The organism is Streptomyces sp. NPDC033221, assembly GCF_055577005.1.
The window spans coordinates 77,276-92,101 of sequence record NZ_JBVIQN010000024.1; the positions used below are offsets into that span (position 1 = coordinate 77,276).

General features: G+C 70.7%; 16 protein-coding genes and 1 pseudogene. 5 read left to right on the plus strand and 12 right to left on the minus strand.

What is annotated here, in order from left to right:
* Positions 1 to 25: 25 nt before the first annotated feature.
* Positions 26 to 973: a DUF1444 domain-containing protein gene (locus ACZ53K_RS27660; RefSeq protein WP_468841544.1), complete on the minus strand. Its 948-nt coding sequence runs from the start codon at positions 971 to 973 to the stop codon at positions 26 to 28.
* Positions 974 to 1,459: 486 nt separating this feature from the next.
* Here ACZ53K_RS27660 and ACZ53K_RS27665 point away from each other — a divergent pair, with 486 nt between their 5' ends.
* The 3 genes from ACZ53K_RS27665 to ACZ53K_RS27675 all read left to right on the plus strand — a co-directional run bounded on the left by ACZ53K_RS27665 (position 1,460) and on the right by ACZ53K_RS27675 (position 3,284).
* Positions 1,460 to 1,990, plus strand: coding sequence for a methylated-DNA--[protein]-cysteine S-methyltransferase (locus tag ACZ53K_RS27665; protein WP_468841546.1), 531 nt, complete (start codon positions 1,460 to 1,462; stop codon positions 1,988 to 1,990).
* A gap of 6 nt (positions 1,991 to 1,996) precedes the next feature.
* Positions 1,997 to 2,401 (plus strand): winged helix-turn-helix transcriptional regulator, encoded by a 405-nt coding sequence (locus tag ACZ53K_RS27670; RefSeq protein WP_468841548.1) that lies wholly within the window; start codon positions 1,997 to 1,999, stop codon positions 2,399 to 2,401.
* Between the two features lie 415 nt (positions 2,402 to 2,816).
* Entirely contained in the window at positions 2,817 to 3,284 is a 468-nt protein-coding gene (locus ACZ53K_RS27675; RefSeq protein WP_468841550.1) for an RICIN domain-containing protein, read from the plus strand.
* 37 nt (positions 3,285 to 3,321) lie between these two features.
* Here the strand turns inward: ACZ53K_RS27675 and ACZ53K_RS27680 are convergent, their stop codons facing one another.
* Positions 3,322 to 4,434 (minus strand): Gfo/Idh/MocA family protein, encoded by a 1,113-nt coding sequence (locus ACZ53K_RS27680; protein WP_468841552.1) that lies wholly within the window; start codon positions 4,432 to 4,434, stop codon positions 3,322 to 3,324.
* A 140-nt stretch (positions 4,435 to 4,574) separates the two neighbouring features.
* On the opposite strand from ACZ53K_RS27680, the gene ACZ53K_RS27685 reads away from it, so the two are divergent.
* Entirely contained in the window at positions 4,575 to 4,922 is a 348-nt protein-coding gene (locus ACZ53K_RS27685) for an ArsR/SmtB family transcription factor (protein WP_468841554.1), read from the plus strand.
* A 265-nt stretch (positions 4,923 to 5,187) separates the two neighbouring features.
* The gene (locus ACZ53K_RS27690) at positions 5,188 to 5,847 is read left to right on the plus strand and encodes a TMEM175 family protein (protein ID WP_468841556.1); all 660 of its coding nucleotides are present in this window, start codon (positions 5,188 to 5,190) and stop codon (positions 5,845 to 5,847) included.
* Between the two features lie 426 nt (positions 5,848 to 6,273).
* Here the strand turns inward: ACZ53K_RS27690 and ACZ53K_RS27695 are convergent.
* The 10 genes and pseudogenes from ACZ53K_RS27695 to ACZ53K_RS27740 all read right to left on the minus strand — a co-directional run.
* Positions 6,274 to 6,972, minus strand: a pseudogene (locus ACZ53K_RS27695) (MerR family transcriptional regulator); the annotation flags it as partial.
* 321 nt (positions 6,973 to 7,293) lie between these two features.
* Positions 7,294 to 8,784, minus strand: coding sequence for an NAD(P)/FAD-dependent oxidoreductase (locus ACZ53K_RS27700; protein ID WP_468841558.1), 1,491 nt, complete (start codon positions 8,782 to 8,784; stop codon positions 7,294 to 7,296).
* A gap of 57 nt (positions 8,785 to 8,841) precedes the next feature.
* Positions 8,842 to 9,990, minus strand: a complete 1,149-nt coding sequence (gene aroB, locus ACZ53K_RS27705) for a 3-dehydroquinate synthase (protein ID WP_468841560.1) — start codon at positions 9,988 to 9,990, stop codon at positions 8,842 to 8,844.
* A 323-nt stretch (positions 9,991 to 10,313) separates the two neighbouring features.
* Complete coding sequence (locus tag ACZ53K_RS27710; protein WP_468841562.1) at positions 10,314 to 10,550, minus strand: hypothetical protein; 237 nt, start codon at positions 10,548 to 10,550, stop codon at positions 10,314 to 10,316.
* A 162-nt stretch (positions 10,551 to 10,712) separates the two neighbouring features.
* Positions 10,713 to 10,994, minus strand: a complete 282-nt coding sequence (locus ACZ53K_RS27715; RefSeq protein ID WP_468841624.1) for a DUF5133 domain-containing protein — start codon at positions 10,992 to 10,994, stop codon at positions 10,713 to 10,715.
* Positions 10,995 to 11,040: 46 nt separating this feature from the next.
* On the minus strand, positions 11,041 to 11,946 hold the full coding sequence (locus ACZ53K_RS27720; RefSeq protein ID WP_468841564.1) for an RNA polymerase sigma factor SigF: 906 nt from the start codon (positions 11,944 to 11,946) through the stop codon (positions 11,041 to 11,043).
* Positions 11,947 to 12,152: 206 nt separating this feature from the next.
* On the minus strand, positions 12,153 to 12,566 hold the full coding sequence (locus tag ACZ53K_RS27725; RefSeq protein ID WP_468841566.1) for a DUF3662 domain-containing protein: 414 nt from the start codon (positions 12,564 to 12,566) through the stop codon (positions 12,153 to 12,155).
* Positions 12,567 to 12,670: 104 nt separating this feature from the next.
* Positions 12,671 to 12,892, minus strand: a complete 222-nt coding sequence (locus ACZ53K_RS27730; RefSeq protein WP_468841568.1) for a hypothetical protein — start codon at positions 12,890 to 12,892, stop codon at positions 12,671 to 12,673.
* Between the two features lie 130 nt (positions 12,893 to 13,022).
* Entirely contained in the window at positions 13,023 to 13,853 is an 831-nt protein-coding gene (locus tag ACZ53K_RS27735) for an ABC transporter permease (protein ID WP_468841570.1), read from the minus strand.
* Positions 13,850 to 14,803, minus strand: a complete 954-nt coding sequence (locus ACZ53K_RS27740) for an ABC transporter ATP-binding protein (RefSeq protein ID WP_468841572.1) — start codon at positions 14,801 to 14,803, stop codon at positions 13,850 to 13,852. Before ACZ53K_RS27740 ends, ACZ53K_RS27735 begins: the two co-directional genes overlap by 4 nt.
* Between the last annotated feature and the right edge of the window lie 23 nt (positions 14,804 to 14,826).

The window sequence follows — 14,826 nt, forward strand, 5'->3', positions numbered from 1 at the left end:
CAGCCCCGGAGCCGACGCACCGCCCTCACGCCTCGTCCTGTACCAGCCGCTCCAGCATGTCCTGGAAGTCGACGTCCACGACCACCCGCAGCCCGTCCCCGTCCGGCTCGCTCAGCCGCGTCATCGCGCCGCGCCGCCACCAGTACACGTTGGGACTGATCGCCCCCGCCGCGTCCTCGTGGCCCGCCGCGGCGAACTGCGCCATGGCCTGGAGCGCCGGGACGACCTGCGCGTCATGGATGGGATGGAAGGCCAGCTGGTGGCGGAAGGGCAGCGCGACCAGCGCGCCGTCCTCGGTCAGCGGCGTCCCCATGATCCGCTCGACCAGCTCCTCCAGGACCAGCACCCGGCTGGCGGTGAAGAACGAGTCGCCCAGCACCACCTCGAAGGCCGAACCGTCACCGCGCCGGACCGTCTCGTGCCCCTCCACCGGCAGCGCGCGCAGGTTGTTCAGCGCCCTGATCCGCAGCTCGGGCACCTCGCCCAGGTCCGTCAGCGAGTCCTCGCTGAGCATCTGCACGGCCTCCGGCAGGTCCAGGGCCAGCACCTCGCGCAGCCCGGGGGCCGGCGTCCGCCCGTACCGGAAGGCGTCCGCGGGCGGCAGGGTCTCCTCGGCGACCACCCGCGGGAACAGCCGGGCCCGGATCTCGTCCTCGGAAAGGGTCTCCATCGGCTGCGGCCCGTCCATGGTGCGCAGCACCTTGCCCACGTGGTCGCGGATCATCCCCGGCCACACCCGCTCGCCGCGCCGGTCGCGGTGGCAGACCGCGGCGAGGTTGCCGAGGCCGAACCGGCGGCCGCCGGCGTCGGCGACCACGCCCGCGTACACCGTGACCTCCAGGCCCCGTTCGGCGAACGCCTGCCGGACCTGCGCCCGGAAGACGCCGCCCTCCCGCTCCGAGAAGAAGGAGAACTCCCCGTCGCGCGGGGCATCGCGCGGATCCCGTTTCGGTCCACGGCGGAACAGGCCCATCTCTTCCTCCCGGCGACGGCCACGATGCCGCCGATCGTAACGGGTGCACCGAAGCCCCCGACCCGGTCCCCGGCCCGCCGCACCCCGGCTCCCCCGCCGCACCGTTGTACGGCCGGCCGGGGTCCTCCATGGTCATGCTGCCCAGGAACGCGGCTGGTCATGGCGCTCGTGGGCAGCGGGACCGGCAGCCGGGCGACGGGCGGGTGCCGCCCGTGGCGCGATAGGCTGCGGGGCCCGCTCTGAGGGTGTGGCGGCCCCGGCGGGTGCACTGGCTCCGGCGGCGCGCGCCGCTACCGCCCCGCACCGGACGCACCGGACGCTTCGGCGGCGGTACGCGGACACGTCCATCGCCCGCACGGGCGTCGCCAGCGGGAATGCGACGTCCGAATCCCGCCAGCCGCCACACCCCGGCGGCGGCACAGTGGAAGTGACGGACGAGCCGGTGAACGGCGCCATAGCTCAGAGAACAGAGAAAGGGGCCGGACGATGACGGCCACGACGGTCCACACGACACTCGGCAGCCCGCTCGGCGACCTGCTGCTGGTGGGCGAACCGTCCACCACCGCACCGGGCGGCACCGCGCTGACCTCCCTGTCCGTACCGGACCAGAAGGGCGGCGCCACGGTCCTCGGCACGTGGACCCACGCCCCCGCGGCCTTCACGGAGATCGCCGCACAGCTCAGCGCCTACTTCGAGGGCCGGCGCACCAGCTTCGCCATCGAGTACGTACCCGGGGGCACCCCCTTCCAGCAGCGCGTCTGGGAGGCCCTGGAGGCCGTCCCGTACGGCGAGACGTTCACCTACGGCGACATCGCCACCCGCATCGGCGCCCCGCGCGCGGCGGTACGCGCGGTGGGCACCGCCATCGGCCGGAACCCGCTGCTGGTCGTCCGCCCCTGTCACCGGGTCATCGGCGCCAACGGCACCCTCACCGGCTACGCGGGCGGCCTGCAGCGCAAGGAACAACTCCTCCGCCTGGAAGGCGCGGCCTGCGTCGCGGGGACGCGCACCGCTTGACGGCCGGTGTGGCGGTACAGGGAGCCGGCTCCGTTCCCAGGCGTTTTCCAGTGGTCACCCGAGTACGCCGACCTGCGGCGCGCGGACTCTCTGGCGCGGGAGATCTTCTCGGACGTCGCCAACAAGTGGGCGCTCCTGATCATCGAGGCGCTCGGCGAGCGCACCCTGCGTTTCAGCGCGCTGCGGAACGAGGTCGAGGGCATCAGCCACAAGATGCTCACCCAGAACCTGCGCATGCTGGAGCGCAACGGCCTGGTCGGCCGGAAGGTCCACCCCACCGTGCCGCCGCGGGTCGAGTACACCCTCACCGAACCGGGCCGGGCCCTGCGCGCCACGGTCGACGCCATGTGCGGCTGGACCCACCGGTACCTCGGTCACATCGAGGAAGCGCGCCGCGGCTTCGACGCCTGACCCACCGGGCCACAGCAGGGAACGGCGCCAAGTCCCCCCGGTCCCGGCGCCGTTCCGCCCGCCGCTCCTCCCTTCCCCCCACCACCCGCGAACGCGGGCCGGGAGGAGCGGCCGGCAGCGGCTGGACCCGAGTCGGGCAATCCCCCGCATCACCCAACCCAGGCAGCCTCGGCCGGAGCCCGTCCGCAGTGGGACGGGCGCCCGAAGCACTGCCGAGTATATTGGCTCGGAGCCAGTCAACGCAGCGGCTGCACCATGACCTTTTTCGAGCGGCCTGTTCCGCGAGCCCCACGATCATGCTCCGGGCCGTCTCCCGCGTGACGTTCCGGCGCGGCGAACACGGCAGCCACACCCGTTTTCGTACACTTGAGCGAATCGACGGCGGTGGGCCGCGACGACGGAAAAAGGGGCGGACGTGAGAGATGCCGAGGGTCTTGCGGCGGTCGGCGAGGGGGCGTATGTGCTGCGCAATGTGGGCAGCGGCCTGCTGCTGGAGGTCGAGGACGGCCGCAAGGGCAGCGGGGCGAACGTGCGGCAGGGCACGGAGGACGGTTCACCGGCCCAGCTGTGGCGGGTCACCGAGGTCCACCCCGGCAGCGGACTGCGCCATCTGACCAACGTGGGCAGCGGCAAGCGCCTGGACGTCACCGGCGCCTCCACCGAGAACGGCGCCAACGTCCAGCAGTGGAAGGCCAACCATTACGGCGCGCAGGAGTGGCTGCTGGAACAGGACGTGGCCACGCCCGGCACGTTCACGCTGACCAACTACGCCAGCGGCCTGCTCCTGGAGGTCGCCGACGACAGTCCGGAGCCGGGGGCCAACGTCCAGCAGTGGGAGGACCGGGACCGCCCGGGCCAGTGGTGGCGGCTGGAGAGCCGCTGACAGGGGCGGCCGAGCCGGGGCCCCCGCCGTCGCCCGCTCAGAAGCCGGCGGCGCGCTCGATGCGGTCGAGCAGGCGGTGGCGGCGGGCGGCGTGGGCGAAGTCCGGGGCATGGTGGGTGCCGCCGGCCAGATCGGTCCGGATCTGCTCGTAGGCGTGGGCCACGGTGTACGCCACCTCCGTGGTGCGGCCGGCGAACGCGGGGAGCGTCGCGTACGCGTCGGGGAGCGGCAGTTCCGCGAGCACCGCGTCCTCACCCCGCGCGCCGTACACGGTGACCTGGCCGAACTGCAGATGACCCGAATCGCCGGTGACCAGCAGGTCGCCGGCGGTCCCGTTGATCTCCCAGTGGAAGTTGGTGGCGCGGGACAGGCCGCCACGGAAGTGCACCGAGGCCACCGCGCCGCCTTCGAGTACGCCGCTGACGGCGATCTGGTCCGGCACGTCCATCCGCGCCGGCTCGCCGGTCACTTCGTCGTACACCTTCGGACGCCGGGTCGCCATGGTGGCGTCCAGGTCGGTGAACTCACCGAGGGCCATGGTCACCGCGTCGATGGTGTGACCGAAGGGAATGGTGAGCATGGAGCCGCCGTTGCCGCGGTCGAGGAGGTACGCGCCGTCCGGCTCGAACCGCGCCCCCCAGCGACGGCCCGAGGCGATGATGCTGGTGGACAGCACCTCCCCCACGTACCTGTCGGCGATCAGGTCCCGTACGTACCGGACCGGCGGCGCGGAGCGGGCCTGCAGCCCGACGAAGGTGCGGACACCCCGGGCTTCGGCGACGGCGGCCAGCTCTTCGGTCTCCGCGAGACCGTTGCCCAGCGGCCACTCGCTGAGGACCATCTTCCCGGCTTCGAGGGCGGCCAGGGCCAGTTCGCGGTGGTGCGGGACCTTGACCGCGACGACCACGAGGTCGACCTCGGCACGCCGTACGAGTTCGTCGGCGCTGCCGAAGGCCAGCGGAACGCCGTACTTCTCGCCCGCGGCCCGTGCGGACCGCGCAGTACTGGCGGACAGGGCGCGGACCTCGTATCCCGGTACGGCGGACAGTGCGGGCAAGTGGGCGCGGGCGGCCCAGCCGCCGGAGGCGCTGAGGCCGATGATGCCGACGCCGATCGGGGCGGCGGTGGGGGTGGGGGTGTGCGCGGGCATGGCGGATTCCTTTCACCGGGCACGCGGAACGCGGTGGTGCGCTCGGTCGAGCGGCGATCACGACGGTAAACCATGTTCGCGCTAAAGTGAACATGGTTCGGTGGCTGACCACGCGCGGGACAGTGGGGGATACTGAGGGCATGGCCAGCCGAACGTCCTCCCCCCTGCTCCACCCCGACGAGCGGGACTTCGACCTGTTCACCGTCATGAGCGCACTCACCGACCCGGTCCGGCTGAGCATCGTCCTCACCCTCTCCACCGAGTCCGCGGTGCCCTGCGGCACCTTCGACCTGCCCATCGCCAAGTCCGCGCTCAGCCGCCACCTGCGGGTGCTGCGCGAGGCGGGCGTCATCAGCCAGCGGGACGAGGGCACCCGCCGGGTCAACTCACTGCGCGCGCGAGAGCTGGACCGCCGCTTCCCCGGCCTGCTCACCCTCGTACTGAAGGAAGGCTCCGAGCGCGGCGCGCCGCAGCCGGTGGCCGGCTGAGGAGCACGCCCTGCGGGAGATGCCGGTACCGATCGGCTGAACCGACCGGGACGCCGGCCCGGTCGACGTGTTTTCGCCTCGGGATGAGCAGAAGCACGATAGCTTCCACAGCGGCAGGGACATTGTCACCGGGGACAGCCACCGCATCCCCGCCGCCAGTGGCTGACACCGAAATGTGCCCCCAGTCCGGTCGGCCCACCCTTTCACCCCTCGCCACCAGCACCCTTCAAGGTCACACAGGGAATCCTGATGTCAGGAAGTTCGGATGAGCGGAAATGTGCGGCCGAAGCCGGGGTTTTCGCCCGAGAGGCTGACCTTCTTCACGGATGCGATCTTCGCGATCGCGATGACGCTGCTGGCCGTCGAATTGAAGCGCCCGGACGAGAAGGAGCTCGCGTCGGCTCGTGCGCTGGGTGGTTTCCTGGTCGACCAGCGGGACTCCTACCTGGCGTTCGCGCTGGCATTCGTCCTTCTCTGGTCGGTGTGGCGCCGCCACCACAAGCTGATGGACCGGATCGGCAAGCTGTCTGCCGCCTTCACGGCCTGGCACGCGCCATTCCTCATGCTGGTCGCGTTCCTTCCGTTCCCGACAGCGGTCATCGGCGTGTCCGTCGGCAATCCGCTGGCGCAGACCCTGTTCGCCGGCACCATCGCGGCCATGGCCTGCTGCGAGGCCGTCATCAAGGAGATCTCCACCAGCACCGGCCTGATCACCGGCGACGCCGCAGAAACCCGTCGGCACACCGATAACTCCTGGGCAGTCGGCCTCTGGTTCGCCCTCAGCGCCGTCGTCGCCTGGCTGCTCCCGTACGCCTTCGTCCTGTGGTTCTTCGCCTCGCTGGCCGCCCGGTACGGAGGAGCGCTGATCTCCCGCCTGCGCACTTCCCACCCGGATCCGCACGACGGGGATACGCCGCGGAGCTGAGCGCCGGCCCGTCCGGGACCGCACCGCACATACGGTAGGGCGGGCCCGGTTCGGCGGTTCAGTCACCTGGAGGGGGGGCGTTTTCGCCGCCGACGGCGCCCCGTCACAGTGGCTTGTTCTTGCTTGAGCCGGTCGAAATTCTCACGGACGTAACGGCGTATCTCCGTCATCGGGAAGGGAGTCGGGGGTTGTTCGAGCGTGAGGTTGCCCTGTTCCCACCTGGCCGCGGTGACCTCGTCCCAGGAAGCGTGCGCGTAGACCTCCAGCAGGACGGGTGGCATATGTGGTTCTGCCAGCAGGTCGGCTTTGTTGACCAGGATATCCCGCATGGTCCGGAGGTTGGGCAGGAACACCGTGGTGATCCAGAGTCGCCATTCCACCAGTTCCTCCTCGGTCAGTGGCAGCTCGTCCGGCCCGTGCTGCAATGGCGATCAACTCGTACGCGGCGCGCCAGTGCTCGTTCTCCACGCGGGAACGTCCGATCGCGCGGTACTCGTCGGCAGTGGCCACCCGAATCCGGCTCAGCGCGCGGTACTGGGCGTCGATCTCGGCCTGCACCGCATCGGAGTCGGCGGGCACCTCGGCGGCCAGCAGTTCGGCCAGCCGGATCATCTGGGCCGTGCGCTCGCGCTGGGCGGCCTCGATCTCGGCTTCGCTGAGCGTCGAGTTGTACTGCTGGACGGCCTCGGCCAGCTCCGGAAAGTCGCGCAAGGTCTTCATGTACTGGGTGGGCCGGATGCCTTCGAACAAGTTCTCCGCTCGGTTGATGCTGGTCATGGGGCTGCCGTCCTTCCTGGACCGCTCCAGTTCGGTGATGGCGCGGGAGACGGTGGCGGCCAGGGCGTCGAGCCGGTCGCGTTCGGCGAGCAGCCGGCGAAGGTGGCCGCGCAGGGCCTCCACTTCGCCGACCTGCGCGGCCAGGATCCGGCCGATCTCGGACAGGCCCAGGCCCAGCGCCCGCAGTACGAGAATCTGCTGCAGGAGCAGCAGCTGCGGTTCCTCGTAGTAGCTGTGGCCGTTCGCGCCGATCCACGCCGGCGGCAGCAGACCGGCCTGGTCGTAGTGCCGCAGGGTCCGGGCCGTCACGCCCGACATGCGCGCGACCTCCGCGATCGGCCACGCCATCGCCGCCTTCCAGCCCGGCTGCACTCGGATTCCGTACCCCCTGGGAGCCGTCACGCCGGCCGGCGAGAGCGGGAACACACTGATCTCTCCGATGCCGACGTGGCCCATCGCCTCGTGGCAGCGTGGCAAGGCACCGGACCAGCCGTGGCAGCCGTGGACGACAGCGCACTCCTCGGCTTCATGGCGGCCACGCTGGAGGACCGATCCGGGCACCAGCGCTCACGAATCCGCATGCATCAGCACGCGTCCGTACAACGGGGAAGACGTGAGATCTACCGCCGCCTTCACGCGGCTCTGGCCGACCGCCTCACCGCTGCGCCCTCATCGACGAACCGCGGACGAGTGGTGCGCGCGGGCGGCGTGCAGGTGGTCGGCCAGCCATCGGGCGGGGTGATCGTTGCCGCGGGAGGCCAGGATGAAGGCGAGCAGAAGGATTTCCGGGGGCAGGGCGGCTGGGTGGCCCAGCCGGTCGAAGAGCCGGTGGGCGCGGTCGTGTACGTAGGTGGCCACCGGTTCGTCGTCGAGGAAGAACGGCAGCTGCAGGCCGTGTTCCCTGGCGGTCTCGGCGGCGTGGGAGGCGGTTTCGGTGAGCGACTGCTCCGCCGTCATGGTCTCGATGGGCGCCCGGTGCGGGGTGAACCACGCCATGTCCGCGTCCGCGTCCGGCGGGCCAGGGGCGAGGAGTTGGCCGGCCAGATGACGGGCGATGGCCGGGGCGCAGTGGAAGCCGTCGCGGTAGGTGCCGGTGGCGAAGTACAGGCCCGCCACCGGGCAGGGTCCGATGAGGGGGAAGCCGTCCAACGTGATGGGGCGTGCGCCCCACATCCATGCGCTGAGCTGGCTGTTCGCGATGGCCTGGTCGATCTCCTGGCGCGCGGTGCGGATCAGGATTTCGGCAGCGCCGACCACCGGCCCGTCCGGGCGGTGGCAGGTGAGGAAGTTGGTGGCGCCCAGGTACTGCTGGTCCGTCACCGGCAGGGGCAGCAGGTGCAGGCCGCAGCCGGCGGCCCGGTTCGGTGTACGGATCACCTGGCGGGCGCCGCCGGGCCGGGTGCGCCGGGTCAGCAGGGCGGATCCGGCGCCGTGCAGCAGCGGGGGCACCGCCCCGGGCGGCAGCACACCGGTGGTCAGCTCGCTGCTGCGGCTGCCGGCGGCCAGGACGACCGCGCCGGCGCCGAGCGTGCTGCCGTCGGCCAGCCGTACCCCGCGTACCGTGTCCGCGGTGGCCAGCACCTCGCGAACGGTGTCCGGAACCGTACGTACCCGGTGCCGGCGGGCGGCCGCCTCCAGGGCGGCCAGGACGGCGCGCGCGTCGACGCAGCCCTCCCGGTGCAGGTGCACCGCCCGCAGCGGGCGGGCCTGCGGCGCGGGGTCCAGGCCGGGGATGTCGGCGGCATCGATGAGGTCGTGCGGTTCACCGTGCTCCTCGGCGGCTCGGCACAGAGCCGTGAAGTTGTCGGCAGCGATCGACCCGGCCCCGGCGCCCAGAACGATGAAGGTACCCGGTACGTGGGAACGCAGCGCGGCCCGTCCCACGGGCGGCCCGGCGTCGTCAGCGAGCTGATCCAACCACCCCGGCCACCGTTCCAGCGCCTGACGGGCAAGCGCGAACTTCGCCAGCGCCGCTGGATGCCAACCGGTGTACCGGGTGACCTCGCCGAAACAGTTGAGCATCGCTCCGGCCGCGGCAGTGGCCGCCCCTTCCCGACCGGGCGGGCCGATCACCGCGATCCGCAGCCCAGGGGCGCGCCGGGCGGTCTCGATGGCCACCGACAGGCCGAGCACTCCGTTGCCCACCACCGCCACATCCACACTCGGCTCCCGCACCACGCCACGGCCTGCCTTTCGTCTGCAAGGGACAACGGTGTGCTACCGGCGGCCGGGCCGCAGTACGTCGTCGAACGCCGCCTGCGCGGTGGCCCGGTCCGGCATGGGCACGAGCGTGGCGGCGCCGCGGCGGGGACTGAGGACGAAGGAGGGCCGGCCTAGGCTGACCTTTTTGTCCTGCTGCATCAGGGCCCACATCCGCTCGAAGGGGACGGCGGTCTCCAGGCAGGTGGGCAGGCAGGTGGGCAGTCCCACTCGGCGCAGGGCGTTCCGGGTGTCGGTGACGATGCCGTCGCCGGTGCTGTCGGTGCCGTCGCTGCCGGTGAGCAGTTCGCAGATGCGGGCCGCGTAGACCATGCCCAGGGCGACGGCTTCGCCGTGGCGCAGCCTGAAGCCGCTGGCGGCCTCGATCGCCTGGCCGGCGGTGTGACCATAGTTCAGGTGCCGGCGAAGGCCCAGGTCGGCCACGTCGTCGGCGAGCAGTTGCGCCTTGGCCCGTACGCTCCTCTCGATCAGCCGCCGGTACTGCTCGGCCTGCTCAGCCGTATCACGATCGCTGTCCGGCAGCAGGTCGAGAATGACGGGGTCGGCGATGAAGCCGCACTTGACGACCTCGGCGAGGCCGGAGCGCAGCTCACGCACGGGCAGGCTCGGCAGGACCGTGTCATCGGCCAGAACCCTCTCAGGTTGATGGAAGGTGCCGGCCAGATTCTTGCCGGCCGGGAGGTTGATGCCGGTCTTGCCGCCGACGGCGGCGTCCACCAGGGCCAGCAGCGTCGTCGGGGCATGGACCAGGCGGGCACCGCGCTTCCAGGTGCTGGCGACAAAACCGGCCAGGTCGGTGACCGTGCCGCCGCCCAGGGCGACAACCAGGTCGTTGCGGGTGGCCCGCACTTGGGCCAGCGACTGGTAGCAGTGGTTGACGACCTCAAGGGTCTTGGCGTCCTCCCCGTCGGGGACCTCGACCACGACGCGCTGGGGCCCCGCCTCGCCGATGGCCCGCAGCGCTTCGGGGAACAAGGCGGCGACCGGCCCGCTGGTGATCACCACGACCGCACGGGCGCCGCCGACGGCCTCCCGCCACGTCTGCGTACGGCCAAGTTGCCCGGAGGCGAGCGTGAAGGGGTACGTAGTACTTCCGGCCCGGACCACGACAGTTGTCGGTGCGGGCGGGGCGGGCTCCTCCTCCATCGCGACATCCCTTCCCTGACGCAGCACCGCCCGGGGCGGGATCGAAACCGTTCATGCGTGCGGCAGCACGCGGACGGGCCACCAGACCGCCTGCCACACGACTTCCAGTGCACCGCAGCAGACGCAATAGCGCGCGCTGCGGTAGGCCGTCCGCCGGTCGGCATGCCGGCAGACGGCCTATCGAGCCGCGGTACGGGCGGCAGCGGCCAGTGCGGAGGCGGTACCGCTCGCCTTCGACCTGCTCAGGTTCGCCCCGGACCGGGGCTTCCGCCGGTTCTTCAAGTGACACTCCCGCACCGACGGCGTACAGGCATCCCTCCCCCTCATGGGCATCCCACTGCTGGGAGACGCGCATCCTGCTGGCAACGGCGGGCATGCAGCACCGCTTCGACGCCGTGGTGGACCGGCGCGACCGTGTCCGCCTGCACCACTCCGCCTACTGCACCGCTTCGACGCCCCTCGAAATCAAGCACCGGCCAGGTCAGGAACCGGACCAGCACGTCATCGAAACGACTCCCGGCATCCCCTTCGAACAGGTCGACAGCCTGCTCGCGCGGCACGTCATCAGCAGGGTGCCCGTCGTGGACCCGGACGACGAGGTGCCGAGCGTCCTCTGTCGTCGCTCCGTACGACGATGCCTGCGGGCCGACGGGCCGCCGACATGCGAGTCCCCTCCCGTTGTACTACCAGGAGGGGACTCGCGTGCGTTCACGTCACCGCGCTCAGGCGGTCAACCGCACATCGGATTCGGCTGCCGGTGCCGCGTCCGCCGCGTTCTTGATCCGCTGCGTGGCGTCGGTCACGTGGGGTGTGGCCGCGAGCTGTTGTCGCGCCGCGGCGAGGGCGTCCTCGGTCCTCCGGGTTCCCGTCGAGACGCACAGGGTGTACGAGACGTCCTCCAGCCGCTGCCGCGACGCGGACGTGCCCTGCTCGGCATGGAGAATCCGCAGCGTCTCGTACTGCTCGACAAGATCCCGCAGGATCGCGGGGTGGGCCATCAACACGGTCTTTCCCTCCATGGTCGTAGGGGCCTTCCGGCACACGGAAGTGTCAGGCTTCGACGCACAGACCTGTGCGGAGCTTGCCGAGGGTGCGGGCCAGGAGCCGGGAGACGTGCATCTGGGAGATGCCGAGGGCCTCCCCTATCTTGGACTGGGTCATCTCCTGGCCGAACCGCATCTCGATGATCTGGCGTTCCCGGTCGTCCAGCTCCTGCAGCAGCGGAGCGAGGGCGTGCAGGTTCTCGACCGTCTCGATGGCGGGGTCGGTCTCGCCCATGGTGTCGGCCACCGTACGGGCCTTGCCGCTCGACGGGCCGTCGTCGGACTGCTCGTTGGGCGAGTCCAGGGAGCCGGCGGCGTAGCCGTTGGCGGCGACGAGGCCGTCCAGGACCTCTTCCTCGGTGATCTTCAGATGGGTGGCCAGGTCCTTGACCGTGGGGTCGCGGTCAAGGGTGCCGGCGAGCTGCTCCTTGGCCTTGGCTATCTCCACCCGCAGCTCCTGGAGCCGGCGCGGGACGTGTACCGCCCAGCTGGTGTCACGGAAGAAGCGCTTGATCTCACCCACGATGTACGGCACCGCGAAGGAGGTGAACTCCACCTCGCGCGACAGGTCGAACCGGTCGATCGCCTTGATCAGGCCGATCGTGCCGACCTGGATGATGTCTTCCATCTCGCCGCTGCCGCGGTTGCGGAACCGGCTGGCGGCGAACCGGACGAGGGACAGGTTCATCTCGATGAGCGTGTTGCGCGCGTACTGGTATTCGTGCGTGCCCTCTTCAAGGTGGCAGAGCTGCTCGAAGAACAGCTTCGACAGTTCACGCGCGTCCTTGGGAGCGATCTTCCCCGCGTCCTCGACCCATGGCAGCCCCTCGGCAACGTCCCGTGTCTCGCTCGACGGCCGGTCCGTACCAGCCGTTTGTCCGAGCTCCACAGTCTGTACTGCTGCCGTTGTCATGACTCGCCCTTTCCTGCGTCGACGACGATGCGAGGAGACGGGTTCCCAGATCGACACCGCTCATTCCTCACAGATCAAAAACAGTCGGCGCAGGTCGTGCCATCCGTGGCGCAATACAGACCAACAGAACGGACATTGATGGTTATTGGCGACTTATAGAGCAGTACGGTTAGGTATGATGTATCGTCACATCCTTCTCACCCTGGTCATGGTGCGGGCGTCGCCGTCCGGGGCGCCTCCGGGGGCGTCTCGGCGAACGCGTCCGCCGGAATGTTGGGCATGGCCTGGCTGGATATGCGATAGCGCCCTTCGAGATGGTCCTCGGCACCGGTCACGTGGACGGTCAGCGGACCGGCCCACTCGTAGTCGTGTTCGGCGGCGTGCCGGGCCAGGACATCGGTCAGTTCCTGGCCTATCTGCTGGTCGCGCTCGCCGAGCTGTTCGTGGACGGCGGCGGCGAGCTCGACCTTGTAGGCGTTGGGGACGAGCACCCGGCGCCGGCCGCACACCACGGCGTGGCTGTCGCATTCGCGTCGCAGGTCGTCGCAGAGCTCGACCGGGTCGTTGCCGAGCACCTTGTCGACCAGCGCGCTTTCCCAGTGCTCCACTGTCTTTTCCATGCGCGTGAGCAGTCCCATGCCCAGCCGGGTGCCCGGTTCGGGGTATCCCATTCGGCATGGCGGACGGCGGCGACGACCCGTCGGGCGCGTGCCTCCCGTAGCCGCTATGGGTGTCGGATCTCCGGCGGCACCGGAGGGGCGGGGGCGGCCGGCGGCGCCGGAGCCGCGAAGGGCGGCGGTTCCTCGGCCGTCGACGACTTCGGGCGGGCGGGCCGCGGTACGGCCGGAACCGCGGGCGGGGTGGGCGCGGCGGGCTCGGGGGCGGGCGGCCGGGGCGGCGCCGGAACCTGGATCTGGAATCCGGTGTTCTCGTGCGATGCGGACATGGGTTCTCCCCTTTCGGGAGTGGAGGAGGTCGGGTTGGCTGGAATGGTTGGTTGGGAATGGCCGGGGTGGGTGGGTTGAGGTGGGTGGATCGGGATGGCCGGCGGCTGGAATTGCCGGAAGCGGCGGGCGCTACTGCATGACGCGCCGCGCGAACGAACGCATGGCGAGCCATACGAAACCCACCGCGCCCACGAACAGAGCCAGCATGAAGGCCCAGGTCGGCATGTGGTCGATCTGGGGCGTGAGGACGGCACGCAGTCCCTCGTTCATGTAGACCATGGGGTTGAGGAGTACGCCGATCTGCAGCCAGGCGGTGTTCTCCAGCGCCGTCCAGGGGAAGTAGACGCAGCCGAGCATCATCGCGGGGAACATCACCAGGGTGAACAGCACCTGGATCTGCCGTGGGTCGATCCGGGTGGCGAGGTACATGCCGATCGACGAGGCCAGCACCGCGCCCGCCAGCAGCACGAAGACGAGCATCGGCCAGTTGGCGACCTGCACGGCGGGCCCCTGGCCCTGCGCGTGCACCAGCAGGACGACCGGGAAGACCAGGATGCCGGCGACGAGTCCTTCGACGACCGCGGAGAGGATCTTCTGCAGTCCGAGCACCCGGACCGACACCGGCGCGAGCGCCCGGTCTTCGATGGCTCCGGGCCCGGACAGCTCCATGACCAGCGGGAATGTCACGGCGGCCATCGCCTGCAGGACCATGGAGGAGCCCACCAGCCCCGGCACCATGATGGTCGAGAAGGCCTCTCCCCCGGGTCCGGCGCCTCCGCCGACCTTCGGCAGCACATAGGCGAAGACGAAGACGAACAGCAGCGGCTGGATGACGATACGGACGGCGCTCATCACGAAGTTGCGGCGCAGCACTCTGGCGTCGCGCGCCATCATGGCCCCGAAGGTGTGCAGGGCGCGGCTCCTGGCGGCCGGTGCCTTGGTCAGCACGGTGGTGGTCATTCGCGGAACTCCCGTCCGGTGAGGGTCAAGAACACGGTTTCCAGGCTGGGGCCGAGCTGGGACGCGTCGACGACGGTGAGGCCGGCCTTGGCGGCCAGCGCGACCAGGTCGCTCAGCACGCCGTCGGGGTCCTTGGCGAAGACCCGTACCTGTCCCTCCGTGGCCTCCACCCGGTCGGCCCGCGCCATCGCGTGGACCGCGGCGAGGTCGAAGGGGCCGCCTTCGAAGACGAGGGTGACGACGGTTTCGGCGCCCACCGACTCGCGCAGGGCCCGGACGCTGTCGCAGGCCAGGACCCGGCCGTGGTCGATGACGGCGAGCCGGTCGCACAGCGTCTCGGCCTCTTCCATGTAGTGCGTGGTGAGCAGGATCGTCTGCCCCTCGGTCTGCAGCCCGCGCAGGATGTCCCAGAGGTGGATGCGGGACTGCGGGTCGAGTCCGGCCGTCGGTTCGTCGAGGAAGAGCACGTCCGGGCTGTGGACGAGGGCCCGCGCGATCATGATGCGTTTGAGCTGGCCGCCGGAGAGTTCAAAGACCCGCGCCCGGGCGCGGTCGGCCAGTCCGAAGAGGTCCAGCAGCGCCTGCGCCCTGGCCCGGGCGGCGCGGCGGGCGAGGCCGAAGTACCGGCCGCGGAACTCCAGGTTCTCGGCGACGGTCAGCTCGATGTCGAGCGTGTTGTCCTGTGCCACCACGCCGATGCGCCGCTTGACCGCCACCGCGTCGGCGGCCACGTCCAGGCCGCAGACCTCCGCGCGGCCGGCCGTGGGCCGGACCATCGTCGTGAGCATCCCGATGGTGGTGGACTTGCCGGCGCCGTTCGGCCCGAGCAGGCCGAAGAACTCCCCCTTCGCCACGCTCAGTGCGAGACCGCGTACGGCCTCCACCTCGCCGCCCGGCCCCGGGTAACTCTTGCGCAGACCGTCGGCGTGGATCGCCAGATTGCCGGACATCCGTGCACCTTCCTGTTCTCGTG

Excerpts from the sequence above, each read along its gene's own strand:
- ACZ53K_RS27660 (WP_468841544.1), bottom strand. The coding sequence starts at position 973 with ATGGGCCTGTTCCGCCGTGGACCGAAACGGGATCCGCGCGATGCCCCG.
- ACZ53K_RS27665 (WP_468841546.1), top strand. The coding sequence starts at position 1,460 with ATGACGGCCACGACGGTCCACACGACACTCGGCAGCCCGCTCGGCGAC.
- ACZ53K_RS27680 (WP_468841552.1), bottom strand. The coding sequence starts at position 4,434 with ATGCCCGCGCACACCCCCACCCCCACCGCCGCCCCGATCGGCGTCGGC.
- ACZ53K_RS27685 (WP_468841554.1), top strand. The coding sequence starts at position 4,575 with ATGGCCAGCCGAACGTCCTCCCCCCTGCTCCACCCCGACGAGCGGGAC.
- ACZ53K_RS27690 (WP_468841556.1), top strand. The coding sequence starts at position 5,188 with ATGAGCGGAAATGTGCGGCCGAAGCCGGGGTTTTCGCCCGAGAGGCTG.
- aroB (WP_468841560.1), bottom strand. The coding sequence starts at position 9,990 with ATGGAGGAGGAGCCCGCCCCGCCCGCACCGACAACTGTCGTGGTCCGG.
- ACZ53K_RS27720 (WP_468841564.1), bottom strand. The coding sequence starts at position 11,946 with ATGACAACGGCAGCAGTACAGACTGTGGAGCTCGGACAAACGGCTGGT.
- ACZ53K_RS27725 (WP_468841566.1), bottom strand. The coding sequence starts at position 12,566 with ATGGAAAAGACAGTGGAGCACTGGGAAAGCGCGCTGGTCGACAAGGTG.
- ACZ53K_RS27730 (WP_468841568.1), bottom strand. The coding sequence starts at position 12,892 with ATGTCCGCATCGCACGAGAACACCGGATTCCAGATCCAGGTTCCGGCG.
- ACZ53K_RS27735 (WP_468841570.1), bottom strand. The coding sequence starts at position 13,853 with ATGACCACCACCGTGCTGACCAAGGCACCGGCCGCCAGGAGCCGCGCC.
- ACZ53K_RS27740 (WP_468841572.1), bottom strand. The coding sequence starts at position 14,803 with ATGTCCGGCAATCTGGCGATCCACGCCGACGGTCTGCGCAAGAGTTAC.